Origin of the sequence: Dyella sp., from assembly GCF_036746095.1 — a bacterium.
Lineage (GTDB): Bacteria > Pseudomonadota > Gammaproteobacteria > Xanthomonadales > Rhodanobacteraceae > Dyella_B.
The window spans coordinates 1-26,925 of record NZ_DAIOEU010000061.1 but is presented as its reverse complement, the minus strand read 5'-3'; the positions used below and the strand labels follow the sequence as shown (position 1 = coordinate 26,925).

Sequence of the window (26,925 nt, the reverse complement as noted above, 5' to 3'; positions counted from 1 at the left end):
GACCCCGACCTTGGCAAGGTCGTGCTCTACCAACTGAGCTATTCCCGCATCGGAGCCGCGCATTTTAGCGACTGCAACGAAACCGTCAAGCTTTTCTATCCTGCTCCGCCGCCGTCGGAATGGCGGACGCATCGTCGTGCAGGGCCGGCCAGGCGGCACGCAGATAATGCATGCCCGACCAGATGGTGAGCACGCCGGCCACTACCAGCAAGCCCTCGCCGATGTGGTACAGGCGCAGGGCTTCGGCTTCTTTTTCGTGCTGCAGAATCAGCACGACCAGGGCGACCATTTGCATCACGGTTTTCAGCTTGCCGATAAAGGCCACGCGCACGGTGGCGCGCATGCCGATTTCCGCCATCCATTCCCTTAGCGCGGAAATGCTTATCTCGCGCCCCACGATGATGGCCGAGGTAATGGCCATCACGATGCCTGACCAGTCGCCGCGGTGCGAGGCCACCAGCATGAACAATGTGACCGCCACCATCAGCTTGTCCGCGACGGGGTCCAGAAAGGCCCCGAACTTGGAGGTCATGTTCAGGCGGCGGGCAAGATAACCGTCCAGCCAGTCCGTGATACCGGCCAAAGCAAACACGATGGCGGCGGTAATGTTGTGGCCGTGAAACGGAAGATAGAACACCAGCACCATCACCGGCAGCAGCGCTACACGGAACAGCGTCAGCCAGGTCGGTAGATTGATGCGCATGGGCTCCTTCCAATAAGGGGGCAGTGTCTCACGAACACATGTGATCAGGCATGGAGTGCGTCGTAGATGCGCTCCGCCAGGCTGCGGTCGATGCCCTTCACTTGCATCAATTCCTCGACGCCGGCTGCTTCCACCCCCGCCAAACCGCCGAAGGCCTTCAGCAATGCGGTGCGGCGGCGGGCACCGACACCTTGCACGTCTTCCAGCACGCTACGCTCGCGTGCCTTCTCCCGACGCTTGCGATGCCCACTGATGGCGAAGCGGTGGGACTCATCGCGCACCGCAGCTACCAAGTGCAGCGCAGGCGATGTCGGGCCGGGGTGGATCTCCCGATGGGAGCCGGCCAGAACCAACGTTTCCTCGCCGGCGCGCCGGCCCGGCCCCTTGGCCACGCCCACTATTTCGATGCCGGCGATGCCGAGCTCCCGCAGAACATCGAGCGCTTGCGCCACCTGGCCGGTGCCGCCGTCGATCAACAGCACATCTGGCCGAACGCCCTCGCCTTCCGCTACTTTGCGGAACCGGCGAGTTAGCGCCTGGTGCATGGCGGCATAGTCGTCACCCGGCGTGATGCCGGTGATATTGAAACGGCGATAGTGCGACTTCTCCGGCCCCTCCGGACCGAATACCACACATGAGGCGACCGTCGCTTCGCCGCGCGTATGGCTGATATCGAAGCACTCGATGCGCTTGGGCGGTTCATCCAGGCCCAGCACGTTTTGCAGATCATCGAAGCGCGCGCCAAGCGTCTGGCGACTGGCAATGCGCGAGGTAAGAGACGCCTGTGCATTGCGCTCGGCCATCTGCAGGAATTGCGCGCGATCGCCGCGCACGCGCGTCTTGATCTCCACCACATGGCCGCATTGCTGCGCCAGCATCTCGCTAAGCAGTTGCTCGTCTGCAATCGGTTCGCCAAGGATGATCTCGCGCGGCACCGGGCGATCCAAGTAGTACTGCGCGACGAACTGCGCCAGCACGTCGGCTGGCTCGGCATCGAGCGGCAGGCGCGGGTAGAAATCGCGCGTGCCCAGGCTGATGCCATTGCGGAAGAACAGCACGCTGACGCAGGCAATGCCGGCCTCGATGCGGCAGGCGATCACGTCCATGTCGGCCGTGGCGCCTTGCACGTGGTTCTGCGCGTGCAGTTTGCGCAGGGTGGCAATCTGATCGCGCAAGGCGGCGGCGCGCTCGAAGTTCAACGCTATGCTGGCCTGCTCCATCGAGGCGGCCAGTTCATCGATCACCGCACTGCCGCGGCCTTCGAGGAACATCTCCGCATGGCGTACGTCGCTGCGGTAGTCCTCGGTATTGATCAAGCCCACGCAAGGGCCGGTGCAGCGGCCGATCTGGTATTGCAGGCAGGGTCGCGAACGATTGCGGAAATAGCTGTCCTCGCACTGGCGCACCTTGAACAGCTTTTGCATCAGGTTGAGGCTTTCACGCACGGCGAAGGCGCTGGGGAACGGGCCGAAGTAGCGCCCCGGCTGGTTGCGCGCGCCACGATGGAATGCGAGGCGCGGGTAATCCTCGCCGCCGGAAAGATAGATATATGGATAGCTTTTGTCGTCGCGCAGCAGGATGTTGTAACGCGGCTTCAACGCCTTGATCAGCTGGGATTCCAGCAGCAGGGCCTCCGCTTCCGTGCGGGTGACGGTGATTTCGCAACGGGCGATCTGCGCCACCATCGCCGCGATGCGCGGCTCCATGCGCGGCTTCAGGAAATAGCTGCCGACACGCTTCTTGAGGCTGCTGGCCTTGCCGACATACAGCAGTTCGCCTTCCTCGTCGAAGTAACGATAGACGCCGGGAGAGGTGGTGAGTGTGCTGACGAAGGCCTTGCCGTCGAAGGCCTGGGAGGGTGCGGGCTGCATGGGGAGGATTTTAGCCCGTTTGCTGCATTTTCAAGCCGTGGGACCTTGGCCTAGCCTTCGCCAAGGCGCTGGATCAGGCCCCGAACACCCCGCTCCGCCAACGCTACCGATTGCGTGAAGGCAGTAAGTTCCTCGTTATAAGGATCGGGAAAATCCCGTGGTGGTGCGGCGCCCGCCCAATCCAGAAACAAAGCTAGCCGCGTGCCCCTTTTCCCACCGAATATGCGCCGCATGTCCCGCAGGTTATGGCTGTCCATGGCCAGCACAAGGTGATAATGCTCGATATCGTCGGCGCGCAGCTGGCGCGCGCGATGCAGTTCGAGTTCGTAACCCGCTTTCGCCGCTGCGGCGCGCATGCGCGGATCGGCCTGTTCACCCACATGCCAGGCGCCAGTGCCGCAGGACGCCACATCGATGTCGAGACCTGTTTCGGCGAGGTGCTTGCGGGCCACGGCTTCGGCGAGGGGTGAACGGCAGATGTTGCCGAGGCATACAAACAAAATACTACCCACTGTCACAAGCTGCTTGCCCATGCCTCAGCCCGCTGCAAATCAGCTTCCGTATCGATGCCTGGCGGGAACGGCTCGGGTGTCATGCGGACGGCAATGGCGTAGCCATGTTCCAGCACGCGCAGCTGTTCCAGTGATTCGGCCTGTTCCAGCGGCGTACGTGCCAGGCCGGTGTATTGCTGCAGGAAGCCTGCGCGATAAGCGTAGATGCCGATGTGGCGCAGGAACGGCAGGCCGTCCGGCAAGGTGTTGGGATGGGCCGCGAAGGCATCACGGGCCCATGGCAGCGGTGCGCGGCTGAAATAAAGCGCGTGGCCGCTGGATGAACGCACCAGCTTCACCACGTTGGGATCGAACAGCTCGTGCGCATCGGTAATCGGCGTGGCAAGCGTCGCCATGGGCGCGGTGTCTTCGGCGAGCGCAAGGGCCACTTCGCGAATGCCCGCCGCGGGTGCGAATGGTTCATCGCCTTGCAGGTTGACCACGATAGTGTCGGACGACCAGCCGTAGTGGGCAGCGCATTCGGCCAGGCGATCGCTGCCTGAAGCGTGATCGGCGCGGGTCATGCAGACGTCCACGCCTTGTGTTGCAAGAGCATTGGCGATGCGCTCGTCATCCGTGGCCACCACGACTTGCGCGGCGCCAGCCTGCTGTGCGCGTTGCGCCACGCGCACGACCATTGGCACGCCGGCAATCGCGCGCAGGGGTTTACCCGGCAAGCGGGTAGAGCCGTAGCGGGCGGGGATGGCGACGACGAAGTTAGGCATCTGCGGCTCGTAGGTTTGGGTTAGCCCAGCGCAAATCCGCAATCATTCGCCAATTCCAGAAACCCTGGGAACGAGGTGGCGACATTCGCGCAATCGCCAATCGTGATCGCATCACGCGCCACCAGTCCCGCCACCGCAAAGCTCATCGCAATGCGATGGTCGCCATGGCTGTCGACGGCACCGCCACCGATGGTGCCACCATCGATGATTGCGCCATCCGGCGTTTCCTCGATGCGCACACCCAGCGCACGCAAACCAGCGGCCATGGTGGCGATGCGATCCGACTCTTTTACGCGAAGCTCCGCCGCGCCGCGCACTACGGTACGTCCTTGCGCGACGGCGGCGGCGACGAACAACGCGGGGAATTCATCGATCATGTCCGGCACCAGCGCCTCCGGCAGTTCGATGCCGTGCAAGGGCGCATGGCGCACAACCAGATCGCCGACCGCTTCGCCACCACTTTCCCCCTGGTTTTCGATGCGGATATCCGCACCCATCAGGCGCAAAGCTTCGAGCAAGCCGGTGCGACGCGGATTCAGCCCCACCGCGGGCAAGCGCAACACGGAGCCCGGCAAAATGCTGGCTGCCACGAGGAAAAATGCCGCGGAGGAAAAGTCGGCCGGCACCACCACATCCGTGGCCTGCAAGCGATGGCCGCCTTCAAGCCTGGCATGGCCGGGCGAGAACTCGATCGGCCAGCCGAAGGCCTGCAGCATGCGTTCGGTGTAATCGCGCGTGGGATGCGGCTCGACCACTTCCGTGCCGCCTTCGGCATACAAGCCCGCCAATAGCAGCGCGGACTTCACCTGTGCGCTGGCCACCGGCAGCTCGTAGCGGATGCCATGCAGCTTGCGACCGCCGCGCACGTGCAACGGTGGCAAACCATCCGGTGTATCGATCTGTGCGCCCATCTTTGCCAGCGGCTCGGTGACACGACGCATGGGACGCTTGGAAAGCGATTCATCACCGATCAACGTGCTGTCGAACGCCTGCCCTGCCAGCAAACCGGCCAGCAGGCGCATGCCGGTGCCGGCGTTTCCGCAGTCGAGCGGCTTGCTCGATGCACGCAAACCATGCAAGCCAACGCCATGCACGATGCGCTCGCCGGACGATGGCGCTTCGACCCGTACACCTAGTTGCGCCAATACGGCAGCCGTTGCGCGTGTGTCTTCGCCTTCCAGGAAACCACGGATATGCGAGGTGCCTTCAGCAATGGCCGACAGCATCATCGAGCGATGCGAGACCGATTTATCACCCGGCACGACCACGTCGCCATGCAATGCCTTTGCCGGCCGACTCACCCAATCCAGGCGTTGCGTACCGCTCATGGCAATGCCACCGGGTAGGCGCCGAGGACACGTACCTGCGCTGCGTGTGGGCCCATGTCTTTCAGGGCTGCCTGCAATGGCGCATCGTCGATATGGCCGGAAACGTCGATAAAGAAGGCGTATTGCCATTTCCCGGTGTGCGCCGGGCGCGATTCGATGCGGTTCAAGCTGACCCCATGTTTGGCGAACGGACTCAGGATCTCGTAGAGCGCGCCCGGCTTGTCGTTGACGGTAATCAAAAGCGAAGTGCGGTCGTTGCCCGACGAGGGGAACAGCGAACGGCCGATCACCAGGAAGCGAGTGGTGTTGTCGGCGCGGTCCTCGATCGCCTGGGCCACGATTTTCAAACCGTAGACTTTTGCGGCAATGGCACCGGCGATGGCAGCGGCATCATCGGCGTGACGTGCCAGGCGTGCGCCTTCGGCGTTGCTTTGCACGGCAATGGATTCCGCATTCGGCAGATTGACGCGCAACCAGGTCTTGCATTGCTGCAGGGACTGCGCATGGCCGTAGACCTGTTTGATGCCTTCCAGCGAATCGCGCTGCGACAGCAGGCATTGATGCACGCGCAACTCCACTTCGCCGCAGATGCGCGCTTCGGAAGTGAGAAACATGTCCAGCGTCACCTGGATCATGCCCTGCCCAGAATTTTCTACCGGCACGACACCGAAATCCGCATGGCCGGCGGCGACTTCCTGGAACACTTCCTCAATGCTGCCGAGCGGCAATCCGTACGCGGCATGACCAAAATGCTTGCGCACGGCCTGTTCGCTGAACGTGCCTTCCGGGCCAAGATAGCCGACCTTGAGCGGATCCTCCTGCGCCAGGCAGGAGGACATGATTTCGCGGAACAGCCGCACCATCTCGGCATCAGACAGCGGGCCGTGGTTGCGATCCACCACCATGCGCAGCACGTGCGCCTCGCGTTCGGGACGGTAATAGTCGATTGCCGAAAGCCCCTCGCCCTTCACCTTGGCCACTTCCCGGGCCCAGTTGGCACGCTCGGAGATCAGCTCCTGGATCTGCCGGTCGATGCTGTCGATGCGGTCCCGCACCTGCACCAGCGATAGCTTGGGTTCGTTCATGCGATGGATGTCCAGACGTAAATATGGCCGTTCGGGCCTTGCAGTGTATCAGCCGTGCCGGTGCGCGAAGTCGTGCATGAAATCCACCAGCGCTTGGACGGCCTCCAGCGGCACCGCGTTGTACAGCGATGCCCGCATGCCGCCCAGCGCCTTGTGGCCCTTCAGCGCCATCAATCCAGCCGCTTCCGATGCCTGCAGGAAGGCAGCGTCGAGCGCGCTGTCATGCAAGGTAAACGGGACATTCATGCGCGAGCGCACCGCAGGATCGATGGGATTGCGGTAGTAACCGCCGGAACCGTCGATGGTGGCGTAAAGCAGTTCGGATTTCTGGCGATTGCATTCGGCCATCGCGGCGAGACCGCCGTTGTCCTTCAACCATTCAAAGGTCAGCCCAGCCAAGTACCAGCCCCAGGTATTGGGGGTATTGAGCATCGAATCGTTGGCCGCGTGTTCGGCGTAGCGGAAAATCTTCGCCGTCGGGCGCATGGGACGATCGAGCAGATCGCGGCGGATGATGATCAGCACCAGGCCGGACGGGCCGATGTTTTTCTGCGCGCCCGCATAGATCAGTCCATAGCGGCTGACGTCGACAGGACCGGAAAGAATGTCCGACGACATATCGGCCACCAGCGGCACATCGCCTACCTCGGGCACCTGCTTGAACTGCACGCCGTGAATGGTCTCGTTGGTAGCGATGTGCACGTAGGCGGCCGAGGGATCGAGCTGCCACGTCTCGCGTCCCGGCATGCGCAGGAAGTTGTCGGCTTTGCTGGTGGCGGCCACGTTGACGCGCACGTACGGCGCGCCTTCATTGGCGGCTTTCTCGCTCCAGTGGCCGGTTATGACGTAGTCAGCGCTGTCGCCTTCGCGCGCGAGGTTCATGGGAATCTGTGCGAAGTGCTGGGTGGCCCCGCCCTGCTCGAACAGCACCGCGTAGTTGTCGGGGATGCCCATCAACTCGCGCAGATTCGCTTCCACTTGGTGGGCCATGGCAATGAAGCGCTTGCCGCGATGGGATTGCTCCATCACCGAGGCGCCGCTGCCGTTCCAATCCAGCAGCTCGCGCTGTGCACGTTCGAGCACCGGCAACGGCAACGCCGCCGGACCTGCGCTGAAATTCCAAACCCTGCTCACGCACCGGTTCCTATCTTGAGGGATCGCCGCATTATGCCGCGACGCAGCAACCAAACGTCAATGTGCGTGTAACAACAATAGGAGCGCGATTCCTAAGGCCAGCACGGCCGCGGTGGCGATCAGCCACCAGACTTCCCCGCGCGGGCCAGCAATATCCTCCGGCAAGGGTTCGGCAGGTTCCGGCGGCAGCACGATTTCCGGTTCGGGTTCCAGGCCGGGTGCATCGATCAGGAAGCGATGCATGCCGATGCCGATCTGATCGCCGGGCAGCAATACGGTCTGCTGCACGGCGGCGCCGTTTACTCGTGCCGGATAGCGTCCATCGACCGGCTGGCTGCTTTCCATGCGCAACTGGCCATCACGCCAGAAAATCATCAAGGTAGCGGCTTCGCCTTGCGGCAGATCAAGCGGGACACGTCCTTGTGGCCCTAGTTCCAGGTGCTCTGCCAGGGGTAGCACCTGGCCAGAAAGCGGGCCGGCAACAGCGCGCAATGCGACCGTGCAGCGTTCCTGCTCGGGCATGTCGGGTGAGACGCGTGCAACGGGAGCTTCATCCGCGCAAAGCAGCATGCGGCAATCGCCCACGCTCAAGATGTCGCCTGCGCGAAGAATGGCGCGCTCGCGTACCGGACGCGCATTGACGTAAATGCGGGTGGCATCGGGCAAGACGTCGAGCACCCAGCCCCGCTTGTCCAAACTGATGCGCAGGTGATGAGCGGCGGCTTGGCCGGCAGCCAGCACCAAGTCATTGCCTGGATCGCTGCCGATGCGCAACAGCGCCTGATTCCAGCTGAAATCAGCCCTGGTGGAGTTGGGAAACTCGATACGCATAAGAGCCTGCAAAGTGACGGCGGGACTCTAGCAGATGCGTAGAAAATATCGACAGTATTTGCGTTTATGATGCGCAGTTCATCTGTTTGAGCACCATCATGCCCACCATCGATATCCGCCGCCCACACCGCCTGTCAGGCACCGAAGCCCACGCCGTGATCGATCACGTGGCCGCACGCATGCGGGAGAAGTTCCAGGTCACTACGCAATGGCAGAACGATAGCCTGCTCACCTTCCAGCGCTCAGGCATCAGCGGCAAGATCGCGATTGCCGCCGATGAAATCCACGTGAGCGCGGAGCTCGGCATGCTGCTGTCGCCGCTCAAGGGCATGATCGAGCAGGAAATCCGGCGCAAGCTGGACGAGTATTTCAGCTGAGGGCCGGTCCATGTCATCGGGCTGGAGCCATTTTCTTTGATCCGTTCCCGTTACGTGGCATAATGGATGGCTTACGCGGCCATGGTGGCCCGCGCACATCTCCCGGAACGCATGGCCAAAGACGACGTCATTGAAATGGATGGTACGGTCATCGAGACCCTGCCCAATACCATGTTTCGAGTAAAGCTTGAAAACGGCCACGTCGTGATTGCCCATATCTCCGGCCGTATGCGCAAGCATTACATTCGCATCCTCACCGGCGACAAGGTCAAGGTGGAAATGACGCCTTACGACCTTACCAAGGGCCGCATTACCTACCGCATGAAGTAAACGTCACGGTATTCCCATAAAAAAGCCGCGCTTGCAAAGGCGCGGCTTTTTGTTGTGGCAACGAACTCCTCAGGAGACCGTTGCCGGTACTGGTTCGGCGGTTTCGGTGCTTACCGCCAGCTCGCCGTCCTTCACGCTCAGGCTCACCTTGCCACCTTCGGCCAGCTTGCCGAACAGCAGCTCGTCGGCCAGCATACGCTTGATCTTTTCCTGGATCACACGCGCCATCGGGCGGGCGCCCATCTGCGGATCGAAGCCATGCTCGGCCAACCAGCGGCGGGCATCGGCATCCACGTCCAGCGATACGTGCTTCTCGCTGAGCTGCGATTCCAGTTCGATCAGGAACTTGTCGACCACGCGCAGGATGTGCTCGAAATCCAGCGGGTTGAACTGGATGATCGCATCCAGGCGATTGCGGAATTCCGGCGTAAAGGTGCGGCGAATCACTTCCATGGCGTCCATCGTGTGGTTCTGCTTGACGAAACCGATGCTGCGGCGCGAAGCCTGCTGGGCGCCGGCATTGGTGGTCATCACCACGATCACGTTCTTGAAGTTCGCCTCGCGGCCGTTGGTGTCGGTCAGCACGCCGCGGTCCATTACCTGCAACAGGATGTTGAACACATCCGGATGCGCCTTCTCGATCTCGTCCAGCAGCAACACCGCGTGCGGATGCTTGGTGACGGCTTCTGTAAGCAGGCCGCCCTGGTCGAAACCGACGTAGCCCGGAGGCGCGCCAACCAGGCGCGATACAGAGTGCGCTTCCATGTACTCGGACATGTCGAAGCGGATCATCTCGATGCCGAGCTGCATGGCAAGCTGCTTGGTCACTTCCGTCTTGCCCACGCCGGTGGGGCCGGCAAGCAGGAAGCAGCCGATCGGCTTAGTCGGGTCGGCCAGGCCGGAACGCGCCATCTTGATGGACGCTGCCAGCGCTTCGATCGCCGGATCCTGGCCGAACACCACCATCTTGAGGTTGCGTTCCAGGTTCTTCAGTACATCGCGGTCGGACGCCGACACCTGCTTGGCCGGGATGCGCGCCATCTTGGCGACGATGTATTCGACCTCGGGCACGTCCACCTTGCCGGTACGCTGTTCGACCGGCAGCAAGCGCTGGCGTGCGCCGGCTTCATCGATCACGTCGATAGCCTTGTCGGGCAGCAGGCGGTCGGGAATGTGCTTCACAGACAGATCCACCGCGGCCTTGAGCGCCTCGGGCGTGTAGGACACGTTGTGGTGTTCCTCGAAGCGGGTCTTCAGACCCTTGAGGATTTCCAGGCTCTCGGCCACGCTCGGTTCGACCACGTCGATCTTCTGGAAGCGGCGCGCGAGCGCACGGTCCTTTTCGAAGATGCCGCGGAATTCCTGGAATGTGGTAGAGCCAATGCAACGCAACTCGCCCGATGCCAGCATGGGCTTGATCAGGTTGCTGGCGTCCATGGTGCCGCCCGAGGCGGAACCTGCACCGATGATGGTGTGAATCTCATCGATGAAGAGCACCGCGCCCGGCTGTTTCTTCAACTGGCTGATGACGGCTTTCAGGCGCTTCTCGAAATCGCCGCGGTACTTGGTGCCGGCCACCAGCGCACCCAGGTCCAATGCCCAGATGGTGGCGTTTTCCAGTACTTCCGGTACTTCGCCGTCGACGATGCGCTTGGCCAGGCCTTCGGCCAGGGCGGTCTTGCCCACGCCGGCCTCGCCGACATAAAGCGGATTGTTTTTGCGGCGGCGGCACAGCACCTGGATGGTGCGTTCGATTTCGTCCTGGCGGCCGATCAGCGGATCGATCTTGCCTTCCAGCGCCAGCTCGTTGAGGTTGGTGGCGTACTCGCTGAGCGGATTGCCCTTGCCCTCGCCGCCTTCCTCGGCATCGCGTTCGCTGCCGGAAATGCCGCTGGAGGGCTCGTCGCCGATCTTGGCGATGCCGTGCGAGATGTAGTTGACCACGTCCAGGCGCGTGATTTCCTGCTGGTGCAGGAAGTACACCGCGTGCGAGTCCTTTTCGCCGAAGATCGCGACCAGCACGTTGGCGCCGGTGACTTCCTTACGACCGGAAGACTGCACGTGGTACACCGCACGCTGCAGTACGCGCTGGAATCCCAGCGTGGGCTGCGTATCGCGCTCGTCACCGTGCGGCAGCACCGGCACGGTCTCGGCGATGATCTTTTCCAGCTCATGGGTCAGTCGCGGGAGGTCCGCACCGCAGGCGCGCAAGGCGCCCAGCGCTGACTGGTTTTCAGTGAGGGCGAGCAGCAGGTGTTCCACGGTCATGAACTCGTGGCGTTGCTCGCGGGCCTGCTTGTAGCACTGGCCGATGGTGACTTCGAGATCCTTGCTGAACATCCGGACCTACTCCACTGCTAATGTTGGGGCGGCTTCACCGCGATGGATGCAAGATGGGGGCCAAAAGGGCCTGATCAATATCTCCTCACACCAACCGCCTTGACAAAAATTTGAACGGTTCCTCAAACCTTTTCCATCGTGCATAACAGAGGATGCTGGTTGGCACGTGAATACTCGTTCACCTGAGTGACCTTGGTTTCTGCCACCTCGCGCGTGAACACCCCGCACACGCCCTTGCCGCGAGTGTGTACGTGCAACATGATCTGGACAGCTTTCTCCTGGTCCATACCAAAGAACATCCGCAGTACTTCAACCACGAAGTCCATCGGCGTGAAGTCATCATTCAGCAGCAAAACCTGAAACAAGGGCGGACGCGCCACCTCTGGTTTCGATACTTCGACGGTGAGGCCATGGCCACTGCCGTGCTCGTGTTCGGATTCGTTCGCCATGTTTTAAAAGGGGATTCGGACCTGTTCGTGGGCAGTATACGCCTCGGGGTGATTTTGCTACCCGGCGGGTGCGCTTGAGGTAATGGCACAATAACGCTATTTCCAGTGCCTCCTTTCCTCTTTTTTTGACTCCCCGATGACAATATCCGGCAACTCCAGCCATGACGTATGGCGTCCGCATGTGACCGTCGCCTGCATCGTCGCCGACGGCAACCGCTATCTCATGGTGGAAGAAGAGGTCAACGGCTGCACCGCCTATAACCAGCCGGCCGGGCATCTGGACGACCTGGAGAGCCTGCAGCAGGCAGCCGTGCGCGAAACGCGTGAAGAAACCGGCTGGACCGTGGCCTTGACGCATTTGGTGGGCGTGCACCAGTGGCGCAGCAAGGAGCACGGCGACGTGATCGTGCGCTTCACCTTTGCCGCCAGACCATTAACGCATGATCCCCAGCAACCGCTCGACGCGGGTGTCCGCCGTGCGCTTTGGCTGACGCGTGCAGAAATTGCCGCCCTGGGCGAGCGCCTGCGCAGCCCCATGGTGTTGATGAGCATTGACGATTGGCTGGCCGGGCAGCGGCTGCCGTTGTCGATTGTGGCCAGCCTGATGCCGGACGGCGCAGCGCCATGAAAGTCATGCTGGGCATTTCCGGCGGCGTGGATTCCTCCGTGGCTGCATTGCTGCTGCAACAGGCCGGCTATGCGGTGGAAGGCCTGTTCATGCAGAACTGGGAAGAAGACGACCGCAACGGCCCCTGCGCCGCCGATGCGGACCGCAAGGACGCCGTGGCTGTCTGCGGCCGGCTGGGCATCCCCTTCCATGCGCGTAATTTCGCCGCCGAGTACTGGGATGGCGTGTTCGAGCACTTCCTGGCCGAATACCGCGCCGGTCGCACGCCCAATCCCGACGTGCTCTGCAACCGCGAAATCAAGTTCAAGACCTTCCTGGACGAAGCGCGCGCCCTGGGCGCGGAAAAGATCGCAACCGGCCATTACGCGCGCGTGGATTGCCTGGCCGGCCGCTATCGTCTGCTGCGCGCGGTCGATGCCGGCAAGGACCAGACCTACTTTCTGCACGCCCTCGGGCAGGATCAATTGGCCGCCACCCTGTTCCCGGTGGGCGAGATTGAAAAATCGCAGGTGCGTGAGATGGCGCGCGTCGCCGCACTGCCGACGCACGCGAAGAAGGACTCTACCGGTATCTGCTTTATCGGAGAGCGCGATTTCCGTCAGTTTCTGACGCAATACATCCCTGCCCGCCCCGGCGAGATGCGCAGTCCGGAAGGTGGCTTGATCGGCGAACATCAGGGCGTGATGTATTACACCCTCGGCCAGCGCAACGGACTCGGCATCGGCGGGCGTCAAAATGCCGGCGGCGAACCCTGGTACGTGGTAGGCAAGGACGTAGCCCGGAATGTGCTTTACGTAGCGCAGGGCGGCGAGAACGAGTGGCTTCAGTCCCGCCGGCTCACCGCCGAAACAGCCAACTGGGTGGCCGGCGCACCGCCAGCCCAGGAATTCCGCTGCACCGCCAAGACCCGTTACCGACAGCACGATCAGGTTTGCATGGTGTCAGTACACAATGACCGGCTGGAGGTGCGGTTCGACGAACCGCAGCGCGCCGTGACGCCCGGCCAGTCGGTCGTGTTCTACGCCGGCGACGAATGCCTGGGCGGCGCGGTGATCGCCGCCACTGACGCTGCCTACGGCGGCCTGATTCAAGAAACTGCAGAGGGAATAGCGCAGCGTGTTTGACGTTTTTGCCATCAATGAGGAACGTGTGCTGGCCCTGGCCGGACTGTTCCAGGCCTCCGCCCTGGCGCATCAGCTGGCCAACGAAGGCCGTTGCGACGACCTGGCCCTCGATGCCAGCCTGGCCAGCGTGTTCCGCATCGATGCTCCATCGGTGGTCGGCGTGTACGGCAACGTCTCGGGCATACGCCTGGGGCTGCGCACGCTGATCGCCCAGTTGGACGAAAACGGCCGCGATATGGCCATCACGCGCATGGTTGTCACCCTCATGCGCCTGGAGCGCAGCCTTGCTCACCGCAAGGACCTGCTTGAGCACCTGCAACAGGGCATTGTCTCCACCAAGCGGCAGGTGGATCACTTCGGTTTGAATTCACCGCAGGTATTCAGCCGCCTGGCCGAGTTGTACGCCAGCACGTTATCCACGCTCAGGCCGCGCGTGATGGTGACCGGCAATCCGCAATGGTTGCAGCAGCCTGTGCTGGTGGAGCGGGTGCGTGCGAGCTTGCTGGCAGCGGTGCGTTCCGCCGTGCTGTGGCGGCAGATTGGCGGGCGGCAGTGGCAGATGTTGTTGCATCGGCGGCAATGCACGATGTTGGCGCGCGGCCTCCTCACCGGCACGACCTTGTAGGCTGAGATAAAAACCCGGCTATCGTCGGGACGGTAACGAATTTCCACGGTTTATCCGGCGTCGATCAAACGCAAGCCTGGACGCTGCTTCGCCAGCTTACGCAGCAGTTCTGCAAAGGCTCGCAAATCGCTGTGCCACGGCGAGGCTTCGCGCCAATACAGCGCAATCTCCCTTCCAGGCGCCTCGCCTTTGATCTTCGCCAGCGCGATATCCGGCATCGACGCCAGCCGATCGTGCGCCAGCGCAGGCACCAATGCATGCCCGCCGCGCAGCGTCACCAGCGCCGCCAGGCTTTCCAGGCTCACATCCTGCACATAACCCTCGCCATCGGCATGGCTTTCCGCCATCAGGATCGCCTGGCTGGCATCCAGTTGCTCCATGGAAACGGTGCGTTTGCCGGCCAAGGGATGATCGGCGCGCAACAGTACTTCCCAAGGTTCAAAGAACAGCGGACACATCACGATGCCGCTCAACGACGATGCGGGTGGCGCCAGCACTGCATCGAGTTCGCCTTCGTGTAGGCGGCGCAGCAAGCCGCGCGGCTTGCCTTCCGACAAACTCAGTCGTGCGCCGGGAAAATGCTGCGGAAACGGTTCGATCAGATGCGGCAGCAGATACGGCCCGAGCGTGGCCAGGACGCCCAGGCGCAGTTCGCCGCCAAAGGCGGTTTCGCCGGCACGCGCGGCCTGCTGCAAATGCTCGGCCGCAAGCAGCACCGCATCAATCTGCTCCAGCAGGCGTTGTCCACCTGCCGTCGGCACCACGCGTCGTCCACCGCGCTCGAACAACGGCGCACCAAGCGCCTGCTCCACTTTCTGCACCTGGTGCGAGAGGCCGGACGCACTGATATGCATCGCGCGCGCGGCGCTATTGAAGCTGCCATGGCGGCGCACCGCCTGCACCAGGATCAGGTCCCGCAATGACACGGCAGATAAGTGGCTGGAAATCATCCCTTCGCCTCGAATGCGTTTCAGCCAAGCATAAACGACGAAGCCCGGCACTTGGCTGGGCTTCTTGTCATGCTCCAAGCATGCTTATGCGTCGACGGTATCGGCCACTTCCTTGAAATCGGCGATCTGATCGAAGTTCATGTAGCGATAGATCTTCTCGCCATTGGCATTGATCACGCCGATATCGGCCAGGTACTCCTCGCGCGTCGGGATGCGGCCCAAACGCGAGCAGATCGCGGCAAGCTCCGCCGAACCCAGGTACACGTTGGTGTTCTTGCCCAGACGGTTCGGGAAATTGCGCGTGGAAGTGGAGAACACCGTGGCACCTTCGCGTGCCTGCGCCTGATTGCCCATGCACAGCGAGCAGCCGGGCATTTCCATGCGCGCGCCAGCCGTGCCGAGCACGCCGTAGTGGCCTTCCTCGGTAAGCTGCTTCTGATCCATCTTGGTCGGCGGAGCCACCCACAGGCGCGTGGGGATATCGCGCTTGCCTTCCAGCAGCTTCGATGCAGCACGGAAGTGGCCGATGTTGGTCATGCACGAACCGATGAACACCTCGTCGATCTTCGCACCAGCCACGTCGGACAGCGTCTTGACGTCGTCCGGATCGTTCGGGCACGCCACGATCGGCTCGTGGATATCGTTGAGGTCGATCTCGATCACGGCCGCGTATTCGGCATCCTTGTCGGCATCGAGCAACTGCGGATCGGCCAGCCATGCCTCCATCGCCTTGATGCGGCGCTGCAGGCTGCGGGCATCCTGGTAGCCCTGCGCGATCATGTACTTGAGCAACGTGATGTTGCTGTTCAAGTATTCGATGATCGGCTCCTTGTTGAGCTTCACCGTGCAACCGGCAGCGGAACGTTCTGCGGATGCATCGGACAGCTCGAACGCCTGCTCCACCTTCAGATTCGGCAGGCCTTCGATTTCCAGAATGCGGCCGGAGAAGATGTTCTTCTTGCCCTGCTTGGCGACGGTGAGCAGGCCCTGCTTGATGCCGTAGAGCGGAATCGCATTGACCAGGTCGCGCAGCGTCACGCCCGGCTGCAGCTCGCCCTTGAAGCGCACCAGCACGGATTCGGGCATGTCCAGCGGCATCACGCCGGTTGCCGCGGCGAATGCAACCAGGCCGGAACCGGCCGGGAACGAAATGCCGATCGGGAAACGCGTGTGGCTGTCGCCGCCGGTGCCGACCGTGTCGGGCAGTAGCATGCGGTTGAGCCAGGAGTGGATCACGCCGTCGCCCGGCCGCAGGCTGATGCCGCCACGAGTGGAAATGAAGGCCGGCAGATCATGGTGCGTCTTGACGTCGACCGGCTTGGGATAAGCCGCGGTGTGGCAGAAAGACTGCATCACCAAATCAGCCGAGAAACCGAGGCAGGCCAGATCCTTCAGTTCGTCGCGCGTCATCGGACCGGTGGTGTCCTGCGAACCCACCGAAGTCATCTTCGGCTCGCAATAGGTGCCCGGGCGCACACCCGTGCCTTCCGGCAGGCCGCAGGCGCGGCCGACCATTTTCTGCGCCAGCGTGTAGCCCTTGCCGGTATCGGCCGGATTCTGCGGCAGGCGGAACTGGTTCGACGGCGGCAAGCCCAGCGCGTCGCGCGCCTTGGCAGTCAGGCCACGGCCGATGATCAGCGGAATGCGGCCACCGGCGCGTACTTCGTCGAACAGCACGTCGGACTTCACCTGGAACTCGGCGATCACCTGGCCGTTCTTCAGCGCCTTGCCGTCATACGGGCGCAGCTCGACCACGTCGCCCATCTCCATGCCGGAAACGTCCAGCTCGATCGGCAGCGCGCCGGCGTCTTCCATCGTGTTGTAGAAGATCGGGGCAATCTTGCTGCCCAGGCACACGCCGCCGAAGCGCTTGTTCGGAATGAAGGGGATATCCTCGCCCGTCCACCACAACACGGAGTTGGTAGCGGACTTGCGGCTGGAACCGGTACCGACCACGTCGCCCACATAGGCAACCAGGTGGCCCTTCTGCTTGAGATCTTGAATGAGCTGGATCGGGCCGCGCTTGCCGTCTTCTTCCGGCTGGAACGGTGCGCCATCGCGCTTGTTCTTCAGCATGGCCAGGCCGTGCAGCGGAATATCCGGGCGCGTGGTGGCATCCGGCGCGGGCGACAGGTCGTCGGTGTTGGTCTCGCCCGGCACCTTGAACACGGTGATAGTGAGGCTTTCCGGCACGGCCGGACGGCTGGTGAACCACTCTGCATCGGCCCAGCTTTGCAGCACGCCCTTCGCGTTCGCATTGCCCTTGTCGGCCTTCTCCTTGACGTCGTGGAAGGCATCGAACATCAGCAGCGTCTTCTTCAGCGCATTGGCGGCGATGCCGCCGACTTGCGCGTCATCCAGCAACTCGATCAGCGGATGGATGTTGTAGCCGCCGAGCATGGTGCCCAGCAGTTCCGTTGCCTTCTCGCGCGTGATCAGCGGGGACTTCTCGGTGCCGAACGCCACGGCGGCAAGGTAGGAAGCCTTGACCTTGGCCGCATCGTCCACGCCCGCCGGCACGCGGTTGGCGATCAGGTCGACCAGGAAGGACGCTTCGCCCGCGGGCGGGTTCTTCAGCAGTTCGATCAGGTCGGCGGTCTGCTGGGCCGACAGCGGCAGCGGGGGAATGCCCAGCGCGGCGCGCTCGGCAACATGTTGGCGATAGGCGTTGAGCATGCGATCGGGTCCTTCGGGGGATGGCGTTTGCCGTGAGCAGCCCTCATCCGGAAAGGGAGCTGCGAAGCCGCATATTTTGCCAGCCGCCCCCAAACCGCAGCAACGACAAGCTGTTTCCGCCTGCGTTCGAAATCGTGCAATGCGTCCGCAACTTGCATGGCCGGGAAATCGGCTCAAACTTCGTCGCCATCCCCAACCCGGAACGCGACCCTTCTTGCAATTCCCCTAACGCCCGCTGCTTTAGCATTCCCGCTTTACGCCGCGTACGTCTTCAAGTCTTCAAGCAACAGGAGCTCTCCCCATGCTGGACTCATTCGCCACCCGCGATACCCTCAAGGTCAACGGCAGCACCTATCAGATCGCCAGTCTCGCCAAGCTCGGCCAGCGCTTCGACCTGAAGCACCTGCCCTATTCGATGAAGATCCTGCTGGAAAACCTGTTGCGCCATGAGGACGGCCTCAACGTCACCAAGAAGGAAATCGAGGCGGTCGCCAAGTGGGATCCCAAGGCGGAGCCGGATACGGAAATCGCCTTCATGCCCGCGCGCGTCGTGCTGCAGGACTTCACCGGCGTACCCTGCGTGGTCGACCTGGCTGCGATGCGCGATGCGGTGGTGAAGCTGGGCGGCGATGCGAACCAGATCAATCCGCTCGCCCCGGCCGAACTGGTGATCGACCACTCGGTGCAGGTCGACGTGTTCGGTTCGCCTTCCGCGGTGGAAAAGAATGTCGAGATCGAATTCGAGCGCAACCACGAGCGCTACGCGTTCCTGCGCTGGGGACAGAAGGCCTTCAACAATTTCAAAGTGGTGCCGCCGCGTACCGGCATCGTGCATCAGGTGAACCTGGAGCATCTGGCACGCGTGGTGTTCACCGGCAAGAAGGACGGCGCGGACTGGGCATATCCCGATACCGTGTTCGGCACCGACTCGCACACCACCATGGTCAACGGCCTGGGCGTACTGGGCTGGGGCGTGGGTGGCATCGAAGCGGAAGCGGCGATGCTGGGGCAACCGTCATCCATGCTGATTCCGCAAGTGGTCGGCTTCAAGCTTTCCGGCAAGCTATCCGAAGGCGTGACCGCCACCGACCTGGTGCTCACCGTCACGCAGATGCTGCGCAAACTCGGTGTCGTGGGCAAGTTCGTGGAATTCTTCGGCGACGGCCTGAAGCATCTGCCGCTGGCCGATCGCGCCACCATCGGCAACATGGCGCCGGAATACGGCGCGACGTGCGGCATCTTCCCGGTCGATCAGGAAGCGCTCAACTACTTGCATCTATCGGGTCGTAGCGATGACCAGATCGCCTTGGTCAAGGCCTATGCACAAGCGCAAGGCCTGTGGCATGACGAAAACACGCCGCACGCGCAGTTCTCGGCCACGCTGGAACTCAATCTTGCCGATGTAAAACCGTCACTGGCCGGTCCCAAGCGTCCGCAGGATCGCGTGCTGCTCGAAGACGTCAAGAAGAGCTATCACGACAGCCTCGCCGCACTCACTGTCAATCGCAAGAACGGAAGCGAAGCACGTGCCGAAGCGCGTCTTGCCGGCGAAGGTGGCGGTACTGCGGTGGGCCATGACGCCAGTGCATTGGCGCAAGGCCCGCACGTCTCGATGAATGGCCAGGACTTTCAGTTGCACGATGGCGCGGTGGTGATTGCCGCCATCACTTCCTGCACCAATACATCCAATCCGGCGGTGATGCTCGGCGCAGGCCTGCTTGCCAAGAAAGCTGCCGAGAAAGGATTGAAGGCCAAGCCATGGGTCAAGACGTCGCTCGCTCCCGGTTCGCTGGTGGTAACTGATTACCTGGAAAAAACCGGCTTGCTGAAAGAGTTGGAGAAAGTCGGCTTCTATCTGGTCGGCTACGGCTGTACTACTTGCATCGGCAATTCCGGTCCGCTGCCGCAGGAAATCAGCAAGGGCATCGGCGAAGGTGATCTTGCCGTGGCTTCGGTATTGTCCGGTAACCGCAACTTCGAAGGCCGCGTGCATCCGGAAGTGAAAATGAACTATCTGGCCTCGCCGCCGCTCGTGGTCGCTTACGCACTGGCCGGCTCGCTGGATGTCAACCTCGCCACCGATCCGCTCGGCAAAGGCAGCGATGGCAAGCCGGTGTACTTGAAGGACATCTGGCCGAGCAACAAGGAAATTTCCGACGTGATCGCCGGCGCCGTAAGCCCGGAGATGTTCAAGAAGAACTATGCCGACGTGTTCAAGGGTGACAGCCGCTGGAACAGCATTCCATCGCCGGAAGGCGCGGTGTACCAGTGGGCCGACTCCACCTATATCAAGAACCCGCCCTACTTCGAAGGCATGACGATGGAGACGGGCAAGCTCGAAGACATCCATGGCGCGCGTGTGCTCGGCCTGTTCGGCGATTCCATCACCACCGACCACATCTCGCCCGCGGGCTCGATCAAGAAAGACAGCCCCGCCGGACGCTTCCTGATTTCCAAAGGGGTGGAGCCGAAAGACTTCAACTCCTATGGTTCGCGCCGCGGAAATGATGATGTGATGGTGCGCGGCACCTTCGCCAACATCCGCATCAGAAACCTGATGCTGGATGGCGTGGAAGGCGGCTATACGTTGCATGTGCCGAGTGGCGAGCAGCTGTCCATCTACGACGCGGCGATGAAGTACAAGGCGGACAAGACCCCGTTGATCGTGATTGCCGGCAAGGAATACGGCACCGGCTCCTCACGCGATTGGGCGGCCAAGGGCACGCTGCTGCTGGGCGTGAAAGCCGTGATCGCGGAAAGCTTCGAGCGCATTCATCGTTCCAACCTGGTTGGCATGGGCGTATTGCCGCTGCAGTTCAAAGACGGCGAAAACGCAAAGTCGCTCGGTTTGACCGGCAAGGAGACCTTCGAGATCACCGGCCTTACCGACGGCGAAGCGAAAGAAGCCAAGGTCGTGGCGAAGAGCGACAAGGGTGAAAAGACCTTTAAGGTGAAGGTGCTGCTGCTGACGCCGAAGGAACGCGAGTTCTTCAAGCATGGCGGCATCCTGCAGTACGTGTTGCGGCAACTGGCCAGCAAGAAAGCCGCCTGATCGTAGGTTTGGTGAGCGAACGCGAACCCCGACATCGCCATGCCCGTCAGGATGGCGATGTCGGGGGTTATGCCCTACTACAACTGCTGCGTCCAAGTCGCGCTATAGCACCGCCAAGCATGACCTTCTTTGCGCCACGCGGTTTCCACCTTGTAGACGCCCAGTTGCGATGGAAACAATTTCCCGCCGCTGGTCAGCGTGATGGTAAAGCTCGCCACGTATCGCTCGCCGCGCGCCTGGACAGCCACCGCCCCCAGCATGGCATGCAATGTCTCACCACGAAACTTCGCGGCGCGAAGCAGGCTGCCGATATCCTGCCGTGTCATCGTGCCGCGATTGCCATCGAAATCAGCCGTCAGCGGCTCGACCGCCGCCGACGCGTCGACCTGCTCGGCCGCCTGAGCTGCCTTGTCGATGGCCTGCCGAATCAGCACTTCATCCGGTGCGCGATGACATCCGATCACCATCGGGATCAGCAGGGCGATAAATGAAAATCGGTACAGGTATTTCATGCTCAGCACCCCGTGGCCTCCCCAAGCAGACCTCGCTGCGACGCGGCTTGCCGCTATACGCCAGCGTATGCTCCAATGCCTCGCCATCATGATGCCTGATGCGCACCACCATCACTGCATCACCCATCACCAATGGCATCAATCAGGGAACTTGGGATCGAACATGAGCAATCAGCGTCCGTGGCTGAGTCACTATCCGGATGGCGTACCCGCAGCGATCGATATCGACAAGTACGCATCGGTAGTCGGCGTGCTGGAAGAGGCTTTTGAACGCTTCCGCGAGCGCGATGCTTTCTCCAGTTTCGGCAAACGCCTGAGCTACGGTGCCATCGATACGCTGAGCCGGCAATTTGCTGCCTACCTCACCGGGGAATTGAAACTCGCCCAGGGCGACCGCGTCGCCATCATGCTGCCTAACGTTCTGCAATATCCGATCGCGTTGTTCGGCGCGCTGCGCGCCGGCATGGTGGTGGTCAATACCAACCCGATGTACACCGCGCGCGAACTCAAGCATCAGCTGGAAGATTCGGGCGCCGTCGCCATCGTGGTGCTGGACAACTTCGCCGCGACCTTGCAGCAGATCGTTGCCGAAACCCAGGTCAAGCACATCGTGACTACCGGCTTGGGCGATCTGCTTGGCCTCAAGGGTTCGGTGATCAACTTCGTGCTCAAGCACGTCAAGAAGATGGTGCCGCCCTACTCCTTGCCGCATGCGGTGCGTTTCAAGGATGCCTTGGCTGCCGGCGCGAATCATGCTGCGCCCAAGCCCACCATCACCCACGACGACATCGCTTTCCTGCAATACACCGGCGGTACTACCGGCGTGGCCAAAGGCGCCATGCTCACCCATGGCAACATGGTGGCGAACATGTTGCAGGCCGGCGCCTGGATCGGCGCGAACCTCAAGGAAGAACGCGAGATCGTCATCACCGCGTTGCCGCTGTATCACATCTTTTCGTTGACTGCTAACGGGCTGGTGTTCATGCGTCTAGGCGGCTTGAACATCCTGATCACCAATCCACGGGACATGCCGGCCTTCGTCAAGGAACTCAAAAACTCGCGCTTCTCGGTGATCACCGGCGTGAACACGCTCTTCAACGGCTTGCTCAACACGCCCGGTTTCGAGAGTGTGGATTTCTCGAACCTGCACCTGAGCCTAGGCGGCGGCATGGCCGTGCAACGCGCGGTGGCCGAGCGCTGGAAGAAAGTGACCGGCTGCACGCTGGCCGAGGCATATGGGCTGACCGAAACCTCGCCGGCGGCCTGCATCAACCCGCTTGATCTGAAGGAATACAACGGCTCGATCGGCTTGCCCATTTCCTCTACTGACGTGGCAATCTGGTCCGAAGACAACCAGCCGTTGCCGATCGGCGAAGTGGGCGAGCTGATGGTGCACGGCCCACAAGTGATGAAGGGCTACTGGAAACGTCCCGACGAAACCGCCAAGGTGCTTGGCCCCGACGGCTGGCTGCACACCGGCGATATAGCCCGCATGGATGAGAACGGCTACGTCTATATCGTCGACCGCAAGAAGGACATGATCCTGGTCTCCGGCTTCAACGTGTATCCGAACGAGATCGAGGATACGGTGATGAAGCATCCTGGGGTGGCTGAAGTCGCCGCCATCGGCGTGCCGGATGAGCATTCCGGCGAAGCGGTCAAGCTGTTCGTGGTACGCAAGGATCCAAACCTCACGGCCGACCAGCTCAAGCAGTTCTGCCGCGAGAACTTCACCGGCTACAAGCGCCCGAAGACTATCGAATTCCGCGATGCGCTGCCCAAAAGCAATGTGGGCAAAATCCTGCGTCGTGAATTGCGCGATGAGAAGAAGCAGCCGGCTGTTGCCGGCGGATAGCCCCTGCGCGGGGATGAAATCCCAGCGCACCATCCCAGCCCGCGCATCCCTATTCGTCGTGCCACATCTCCAGGATGTCGGCATACCCACCAAGCAGATTCCATAACGGCACCTGCTTGTCCTCCGGGATGCGCGTATACGCCAGGCCGATGTGCCGCTCCGATACGCGTGCGACCTTCGCTTCAAGGTGGATGTGCAGGTCGCCACCAAAAATCATGTCGAGCACCCAGCTCTCGCCAGGTTGGCCGTTCCATTCCGGCGGGCGGCGCAACAAGGCACCCGTTGCCGAAATATCGATCAGGTCGGTCGGATGGGACTCATCGCCATGGCTCATCAATACCGTGGTCTTGATGCGCATGCGCGCCGGGCGCAGATGTTCCCGGTCGGAACCGTCCATGGCGTGCCCATCTTTTGTCGTCATCTTTTTCATCTCCCTACAGCTTACGCCGCCGACGCGGCGTACTGAGCCCGACCTTCGCCACTGCGAACCGCCTCCAGGCGGCATTCACGGCTCGTCGGCATCAGCGCCACCTTGCTGATGTCCCCCGGATGTGCGCGTATGATGAAGCAAGCTACATGCCACTGCTACAACTGCGTTTCATCACTGAACAAAGCTGCGACGGCGCTCGTCCGTGACCTGCCCTCGACACTCAAGGTCACATGCTGCCCCAGCTGTGCAGTCAGTTCCCGCCTGCACTTTTTTATAGCGGCATCCGTCAAACACGCTTTGACAAGCCGTTACCGCAGCTGAAAACCCTCGCTGGACATGCCGCATCCGTGCCGTTACTCTGTCAGCCGCGAGTGGGGCCATGCAGGGACGATCGCCGGGAGCCCCGGCTGGAATGACCTCCACCTGATGTACTCAGCCGACCTTTTACGAATCGCGGGCGACGCCAGCGGCGTCACACCGGTTCCTGCTCGGTCGTACCAGTAACGCAAGCAATCCGTTACCGACCGGCATCCGGACACCGCCAGCCTGACACGAACCACTACTGTGGGGTTCATCAGGGCCAGCAACCGCGGGAAACCGCACGCTCGGCTGGGCATCGCGCAGATATTGGCTTTATCGGAATGGCCTCAAGCAGCCACGGGCATTCCAGGCATGAACTCTTGGGTTTCCGTGTGGGAAGAGAGTTTTGAGTCGTCCACAGAACGAATGCCGGCCCCATCGGGCGGGCCAATGACATGCATTGATGAGCACTGAGCCAACCGAGTCTCAGCCTATACAAGCAACGCAAGATGCGTTTGCAGGGGTTCCGCAGCAGCAGGAAATGCCGCTGGCCATCGTGCGTGGCGAACCCATTCTGCAAATGCCGCAGGACCTGTACATCCCTCCGGATGCGCTGGAAGTCATCCTGGAGGCGTTCGAAGGGCCGCTGGATCTCCTGCTGTACCTGATCCGCCGGCAGAACCTGGACATTCTCGATATTCCGATCGCCGAGATCACCCGGCAATACATGGAATACATCGAGATGATGCGCGATGTGATGCGCTTGGAACTGGCCGCGGAATACCTGCTGATGGCAGCGATCCTGGCCGAGATCAAATCGCGTCTGCTACTGCCGCGCCCGCCCATGGAAGAGGGTCTGGAAGAGGATCCGCGCGCCGAACTGGTGCGCCGCCTGCAGGAGTACGAGCGTTTCAAGAGGGCTGCCGAAGATATCGACGCCCTGCCCCGACTGGAGCGGGACACGGTGCTGGCGCAGGCCGATACGGGCGAGCGCAACGTGATCAAGCTGCCGCCGCCGCTGGACCTGAAGGAGATGTTGCTGGCGCTCAAGGACGTGCTGCGCCGGGCCGAGTTGTTCGGGCATCATGCGATCAAACGCGAGGCGCTGAGTGTGCGCCAGCGCATGGGCGAGTTGCTCAGCCGCCTGGAGGGCGATCAGTTCCACCGCTTCGAAACGCTGTTCGACGTGAGCGAAGGACGGCTGGGCGTGGTGGTCACCTTCCTGGCCATGCTGGAGCTGGCCAAGGAGTTCCTGGTCAGCATCGTGCAGGAAGAACCGTTGGCGCCGATCTACGTCAAGGCCAACACCTCTGCGGCTGGCGAAGCAGCCGTTGTCGAGGAGGAAGACGTCGGCGGCGACGACGTCTTCGAGCAACCGGATGCCGCTTCGGGCGGCGAGTAACAGTCCCCACCACAAACATCGCAACTGCTATGGATACCTGATCCTAAGGCTATGCAGATCGAGCAACTCAAACCGATTATCGAAGCCGCCCTGCTGGCCGCCAGCCAACCGCTGACCATCGCGCAGCTGGGCGAGCTGTTCGTCGAGGAAGACGAGGTCGACCGCGCGCAGATCGCGATGGCGCTTGAGCAACTGGCCGAAGATTGCCAAGCCCGCGGCGTGGAGCTGAAGGAAGTCGCTTCCGGCTTCCGCTATCAGATCCGGCAGGACGTGCACCCCTGGGTGTCGCGCATGTGGACGGAAAAACCCAGCCGCTACTCGCGCGCCCTGCTGGAAACCCTGGCGTTGATTGCGTACCGGCAGCCCATTACCCGACCGGAAATCGAACAGATCCGCGGCGTAGTGGTTTCCTCCAACATCGTCAAGACCTTGGAAGAACGCGAATGGGTGCGCGTCGTCGGCCATCGCGACGTACCCGGCAAGCCCGCGCTTTACGGCACCACGCGCGCCTTCCTTGATTATTTCAATCTCAAATCGCTGGACGAATTGCCGCCGCTGTCCGAAATCCGCGATATGGAAGATCCGCAGATGCGGCTGGACAATGAATCTGCGCCACCGATACCCAGAACGGTGCACCTGCCGATCGATCCGGATGCGGAAGAAGCCGAAGGTGAAACGCTCGCCAACGGAGCACAAGCCGAAGCAGAACAGCTCGGCGAACAACACGCCGACGCAGCGCGTACCGAAGAAGTGCACCCCGAAGAAAACCAGTCACACGCAGAACACGTCGAAGCCGAAGAGGCCAACCAGACGCCTATCGACGAAGCACCTTTGGACGAAGCGCCGGCACATCCCGCCCCTTCGCGCCACCAAGAAGAAACAGCACACGCTCCATCCCCTATCGACGAACCCGCTGACCAAGCGAACACCGTCGACGAAAACGAAACCCATCCTTCCACTGCCGATGAGGCAGCGAATCCCGCGGATGCCCCCGAAGGCACCGTCGAGCAAGACACCGAGGAGTACCGCGCATGAATGCGCCGCAAAAATCCGTATTGAGCCTCAAGCGCGCCACGCCGCCTGAAAACACCCCCCAGATCGAAGAGCGCCTGCATAAAGTGCTCGCCAACGCCGGACTCGGCTCACGCCGCATGCTGGAGCAACGCATCCAGGCAGGAGAAGTCGACGTCAACGGCAGCCCGGCCAGCATCGGCGCCAGCGTACGCGCCGGCGATCGCGTGGTGATCGATGGCAAGCAGTTCGTCGTTGCCACCGACAGCCGCGACGATGCCGAAGTGCTGGTCTACCACAAGCCCGAAGGCGTGGTGACCACGCGCGAAGATCCTGAGGGCCGCCCCACCGTCTTCGAACAGTTGCCGCGGCTGAAAGGCGCGCGCTGGGTCGCCGTGGGTCGCCTGGACATCAACACCACCGGCCTGCTGCTGCTCACCACCGATGGCGAGCTCGCCAACGCGTTGATGCATCCGCGCAGCGGCATGGAACGCGAATATCTGTGCCGCGTACACGGTGAAGTGCCGGATGAAATCGTCGAAAAACTCAAAGCCGGCGTTGAACTGGAAGACGGCCCTGCCCGCTTCGACGAAATCGCCGTCATCAGCCGCGGCGGCAGCCATAGCTGGTTCCGCG

Annotated in this window: 24 protein-coding genes; 10 read left to right on the top strand and 14 right to left on the bottom strand. The window is 62.0% G+C overall.

Annotated elements, in window-relative coordinates; all coding sequences use genetic code 11:
• Positions 1 to 85: 85 nt before the first annotated feature.
• Genes pgsA through V7M64_RS18655 form a run of 8 tightly spaced genes read right to left on the bottom strand, consistent with a single transcriptional unit; the run spans position 86 to position 8,228 of the window.
• Complete coding sequence (pgsA, locus tag V7M64_RS18690) at positions 86 to 703, bottom strand: CDP-diacylglycerol--glycerol-3-phosphate 3-phosphatidyltransferase (protein WP_333681234.1); 618 nt, start codon at positions 701 to 703, stop codon at positions 86 to 88.
• Between the two features lie 44 nt (positions 704 to 747).
• Positions 748 to 2,574, bottom strand: coding sequence for an excinuclease ABC subunit UvrC (gene uvrC, locus V7M64_RS18685; protein WP_333681233.1), 1,827 nt, complete (start codon positions 2,572 to 2,574; stop codon positions 748 to 750).
• Between the two features lie 50 nt (positions 2,575 to 2,624).
• Positions 2,625 to 3,107 (bottom strand): low molecular weight protein-tyrosine-phosphatase, encoded by a 483-nt coding sequence (locus tag V7M64_RS18680; protein WP_333681231.1) that lies wholly within the window; start codon positions 3,105 to 3,107, stop codon positions 2,625 to 2,627.
• Positions 3,089 to 3,850 carry a 3-deoxy-manno-octulosonate cytidylyltransferase gene (gene kdsB / locus V7M64_RS18675; RefSeq protein WP_333681229.1) on the bottom strand — a complete coding sequence of 254 codons (762 nt, stop codon included), beginning with the start codon at positions 3,848 to 3,850 and terminating at the stop codon, positions 3,089 to 3,091. Before kdsB ends, V7M64_RS18680 begins: the two co-directional genes overlap by 19 nt.
• Before the next feature lie 20 nt (positions 3,851 to 3,870).
• Positions 3,871 to 5,178 (bottom strand): 3-phosphoshikimate 1-carboxyvinyltransferase, encoded by a 1,308-nt coding sequence (gene aroA, locus V7M64_RS18670; protein ID WP_333681228.1) that lies wholly within the window; start codon positions 5,176 to 5,178, stop codon positions 3,871 to 3,873.
• Entirely contained in the window at positions 5,175 to 6,263 is a 1,089-nt protein-coding gene (gene pheA, locus V7M64_RS18665; protein WP_333681226.1) for a prephenate dehydratase, read from the bottom strand. Before pheA ends, aroA begins: the two co-directional genes overlap by 4 nt.
• Positions 6,264 to 6,311: 48 nt before the next feature.
• On the bottom strand, positions 6,312 to 7,397 hold the full coding sequence (serC, locus tag V7M64_RS18660; RefSeq protein ID WP_333681225.1) for a 3-phosphoserine/phosphohydroxythreonine transaminase: 1,086 nt from the start codon (positions 7,395 to 7,397) through the stop codon (positions 6,312 to 6,314).
• 57 nt (positions 7,398 to 7,454) lie between these two features.
• Positions 7,455 to 8,228, bottom strand: coding sequence for an FHA domain-containing protein (locus V7M64_RS18655; RefSeq protein ID WP_333681224.1), 774 nt, complete (start codon positions 8,226 to 8,228; stop codon positions 7,455 to 7,457).
• Between the two features lie 98 nt (positions 8,229 to 8,326).
• Between V7M64_RS18655 and V7M64_RS18650 the strand changes: the two genes are divergently transcribed.
• Both V7M64_RS18650 and infA read left to right on the top strand, forming a co-directional pair.
• Positions 8,327 to 8,605, top strand: a complete 279-nt coding sequence (locus V7M64_RS18650; RefSeq protein WP_333681222.1) for a polyhydroxyalkanoic acid system family protein — start codon at positions 8,327 to 8,329, stop codon at positions 8,603 to 8,605.
• 111 nt (positions 8,606 to 8,716) lie between these two features.
• Positions 8,717 to 8,935, top strand: a complete 219-nt coding sequence (gene infA / locus V7M64_RS18645) for a translation initiation factor IF-1 (RefSeq protein WP_126686694.1) — start codon at positions 8,717 to 8,719, stop codon at positions 8,933 to 8,935.
• A gap of 69 nt (positions 8,936 to 9,004) precedes the next feature.
• Here infA and clpA read toward each other — a convergent pair whose 3' ends face one another.
• A complete protein-coding gene (gene clpA / locus V7M64_RS18640; protein WP_333681221.1) occupies positions 9,005 to 11,275 on the bottom strand; it encodes an ATP-dependent Clp protease ATP-binding subunit ClpA in 2,271 nt (756 codons plus the stop codon).
• Positions 11,276 to 11,397: 122 nt separating this feature from the next.
• Positions 11,398 to 11,724 carry an ATP-dependent Clp protease adapter ClpS gene (gene clpS, locus V7M64_RS18635; RefSeq protein ID WP_188796280.1) on the bottom strand — a complete coding sequence of 109 codons (327 nt, stop codon included), beginning with the start codon at positions 11,722 to 11,724 and terminating at the stop codon, positions 11,398 to 11,400.
• A 136-nt stretch (positions 11,725 to 11,860) separates the two neighbouring features.
• On the opposite strand from clpS, the gene V7M64_RS18630 reads away from it, so the two are divergent.
• Genes V7M64_RS18630 through hflD form a run of 3 tightly spaced genes read left to right on the top strand, consistent with a single transcriptional unit; the run spans position 11,861 to position 14,101 of the window.
• Entirely contained in the window at positions 11,861 to 12,352 is a 492-nt protein-coding gene (locus tag V7M64_RS18630) for an NUDIX hydrolase (RefSeq protein ID WP_333681220.1), read from the top strand.
• The gene (gene mnmA, locus V7M64_RS18625) at positions 12,349 to 13,476 is read left to right on the top strand and encodes a tRNA 2-thiouridine(34) synthase MnmA (protein WP_333681218.1); all 1,128 of its coding nucleotides are present in this window, start codon (positions 12,349 to 12,351) and stop codon (positions 13,474 to 13,476) included. The genes V7M64_RS18630 and mnmA overlap by 4 nt, the downstream gene beginning before the upstream one ends.
• A 10-nt stretch (positions 13,477 to 13,486) precedes the next feature.
• Positions 13,487 to 14,101 (top strand): high frequency lysogenization protein HflD, encoded by a 615-nt coding sequence (gene hflD / locus V7M64_RS18620; RefSeq protein WP_333681236.1) that lies wholly within the window; start codon positions 13,487 to 13,489, stop codon positions 14,099 to 14,101.
• A gap of 50 nt (positions 14,102 to 14,151) precedes the next feature.
• On the opposite strand, the gene V7M64_RS18615 is transcribed toward hflD, so the two are convergent.
• Positions 14,152 to 15,051: a LysR family transcriptional regulator gene (locus V7M64_RS18615; RefSeq protein ID WP_333681217.1), complete on the bottom strand. Its 900-nt coding sequence runs from the start codon at positions 15,049 to 15,051 to the stop codon at positions 14,152 to 14,154.
• Positions 15,052 to 15,135: 84 nt separating this feature from the next.
• Positions 15,136 to 17,727 carry a bifunctional aconitate hydratase 2/2-methylisocitrate dehydratase gene (gene acnB / locus V7M64_RS18610; RefSeq protein ID WP_333681216.1) on the bottom strand — a complete coding sequence of 864 codons (2,592 nt, stop codon included), beginning with the start codon at positions 17,725 to 17,727 and terminating at the stop codon, positions 15,136 to 15,138.
• 301 nt (positions 17,728 to 18,028) lie between these two features.
• Between acnB and acnA the strand changes: the two genes are divergently transcribed.
• A complete protein-coding gene (acnA, locus tag V7M64_RS18605; protein ID WP_333681215.1) occupies positions 18,029 to 20,779 on the top strand; it encodes an aconitate hydratase AcnA in 2,751 nt (916 codons plus the stop codon).
• A 77-nt stretch (positions 20,780 to 20,856) separates the two neighbouring features.
• Here acnA and V7M64_RS18600 read toward each other — a convergent pair whose 3' ends face one another.
• On the bottom strand, positions 20,857 to 21,291 hold the full coding sequence (locus tag V7M64_RS18600; protein WP_333681214.1) for a hypothetical protein: 435 nt from the start codon (positions 21,289 to 21,291) through the stop codon (positions 20,857 to 20,859).
• 163 nt (positions 21,292 to 21,454) lie between these two features.
• Between V7M64_RS18600 and V7M64_RS18595 the strand changes: the two genes are divergently transcribed.
• Positions 21,455 to 23,146 (top strand): long-chain-fatty-acid--CoA ligase, encoded by a 1,692-nt coding sequence (locus tag V7M64_RS18595; RefSeq protein ID WP_333681213.1) that lies wholly within the window; start codon positions 21,455 to 21,457, stop codon positions 23,144 to 23,146.
• Positions 23,147 to 23,195: 49 nt separating this feature from the next.
• On the opposite strand, the gene V7M64_RS18590 is transcribed toward V7M64_RS18595, so the two are convergent.
• The gene (locus tag V7M64_RS18590; protein ID WP_333681212.1) at positions 23,196 to 23,567 is read right to left on the bottom strand and encodes a PilZ domain-containing protein; all 372 of its coding nucleotides are present in this window, start codon (positions 23,565 to 23,567) and stop codon (positions 23,196 to 23,198) included.
• Positions 23,568 to 24,417: 850 nt separating this feature from the next.
• Between V7M64_RS18590 and V7M64_RS18585 the strand changes: the two genes are divergently transcribed.
• From V7M64_RS18585 to V7M64_RS18575, 3 genes are all read left to right on the top strand, one after another.
• Positions 24,418 to 25,278, top strand: a complete 861-nt coding sequence (locus V7M64_RS18585; protein ID WP_333681210.1) for a ScpA family protein — start codon at positions 24,418 to 24,420, stop codon at positions 25,276 to 25,278.
• Positions 25,279 to 25,329: 51 nt separating this feature from the next.
• On the top strand, positions 25,330 to 26,313 hold the full coding sequence (gene scpB / locus V7M64_RS18580; protein WP_333681208.1) for an SMC-Scp complex subunit ScpB: 984 nt from the start codon (positions 25,330 to 25,332) through the stop codon (positions 26,311 to 26,313).
• Positions 26,310 to 26,925: pseudouridine synthase (locus V7M64_RS18575; RefSeq protein WP_333681207.1), on the top strand; the 616-nt coding region annotated here is incomplete at its 3' end. The genes scpB and V7M64_RS18575, both read left to right, overlap by 4 nt.

What these genes read in the sequence shown, in the direction of transcription:
- V7M64_RS18655 (WP_333681224.1), bottom strand. Translation starts at nt 8,228, where the DNA reads ATGCGTATCGAGTTTCCCAACTCCACCAGGGCTGATTTCAGCTGGAAT.
- V7M64_RS18630 (WP_333681220.1), top strand. Translation starts at nt 11,861, where the DNA reads ATGACAATATCCGGCAACTCCAGCCATGACGTATGGCGTCCGCATGTG.
- acnA (WP_333681215.1), top strand. Translation starts at nt 18,029, where the DNA reads ATGCTGGACTCATTCGCCACCCGCGATACCCTCAAGGTCAACGGCAGC.
- V7M64_RS18680 (WP_333681231.1), bottom strand. Translation starts at nt 3,107, where the DNA reads ATGGGCAAGCAGCTTGTGACAGTGGGTAGTATTTTGTTTGTATGCCTC.
- V7M64_RS18615 (WP_333681217.1), bottom strand. Translation starts at nt 15,051, where the DNA reads ATGATTTCCAGCCACTTATCTGCCGTGTCATTGCGGGACCTGATCCTG.
- infA (WP_126686694.1), top strand. Translation starts at nt 8,717, where the DNA reads ATGGCCAAAGACGACGTCATTGAAATGGATGGTACGGTCATCGAGACC.
- aroA (WP_333681228.1), bottom strand. Translation starts at nt 5,178, where the DNA reads ATGAGCGGTACGCAACGCCTGGATTGGGTGAGTCGGCCGGCAAAGGCA.
- V7M64_RS18585 (WP_333681210.1), top strand. Translation starts at nt 24,418, where the DNA reads ATGCCGCTGGCCATCGTGCGTGGCGAACCCATTCTGCAAATGCCGCAG.
- mnmA (WP_333681218.1), top strand. Translation starts at nt 12,349, where the DNA reads ATGAAAGTCATGCTGGGCATTTCCGGCGGCGTGGATTCCTCCGTGGCT.
- clpS (WP_188796280.1), bottom strand. Translation starts at nt 11,724, where the DNA reads ATGGCGAACGAATCCGAACACGAGCACGGCAGTGGCCATGGCCTCACC.
- V7M64_RS18600 (WP_333681214.1), bottom strand. Translation starts at nt 21,291, where the DNA reads ATGAAATACCTGTACCGATTTTCATTTATCGCCCTGCTGATCCCGATG.
- uvrC (WP_333681233.1), bottom strand. Translation starts at nt 2,574, where the DNA reads ATGCAGCCCGCACCCTCCCAGGCCTTCGACGGCAAGGCCTTCGTCAGC.
- V7M64_RS18650 (WP_333681222.1), top strand. Translation starts at nt 8,327, where the DNA reads ATGCCCACCATCGATATCCGCCGCCCACACCGCCTGTCAGGCACCGAA.
- pheA (WP_333681226.1), bottom strand. Translation starts at nt 6,263, where the DNA reads ATGAACGAACCCAAGCTATCGCTGGTGCAGGTGCGGGACCGCATCGAC.
- pgsA (WP_333681234.1), bottom strand. Translation starts at nt 703, where the DNA reads ATGCGCATCAATCTACCGACCTGGCTGACGCTGTTCCGTGTAGCGCTG.
- V7M64_RS18595 (WP_333681213.1), top strand. Translation starts at nt 21,455, where the DNA reads ATGAGCAATCAGCGTCCGTGGCTGAGTCACTATCCGGATGGCGTACCC.
- acnB (WP_333681216.1), bottom strand. Translation starts at nt 17,727, where the DNA reads ATGCTCAACGCCTATCGCCAACATGTTGCCGAGCGCGCCGCGCTGGGC.
- scpB (WP_333681208.1), top strand. Translation starts at nt 25,330, where the DNA reads ATGCAGATCGAGCAACTCAAACCGATTATCGAAGCCGCCCTGCTGGCC.
- V7M64_RS18590 (WP_333681212.1), bottom strand. Translation starts at nt 23,567, where the DNA reads ATGACGACAAAAGATGGGCACGCCATGGACGGTTCCGACCGGGAACAT.
- clpA (WP_333681221.1), bottom strand. Translation starts at nt 11,275, where the DNA reads ATGTTCAGCAAGGATCTCGAAGTCACCATCGGCCAGTGCTACAAGCAG.
- kdsB (WP_333681229.1), bottom strand. Translation starts at nt 3,850, where the DNA reads ATGCCTAACTTCGTCGTCGCCATCCCCGCCCGCTACGGCTCTACCCGC.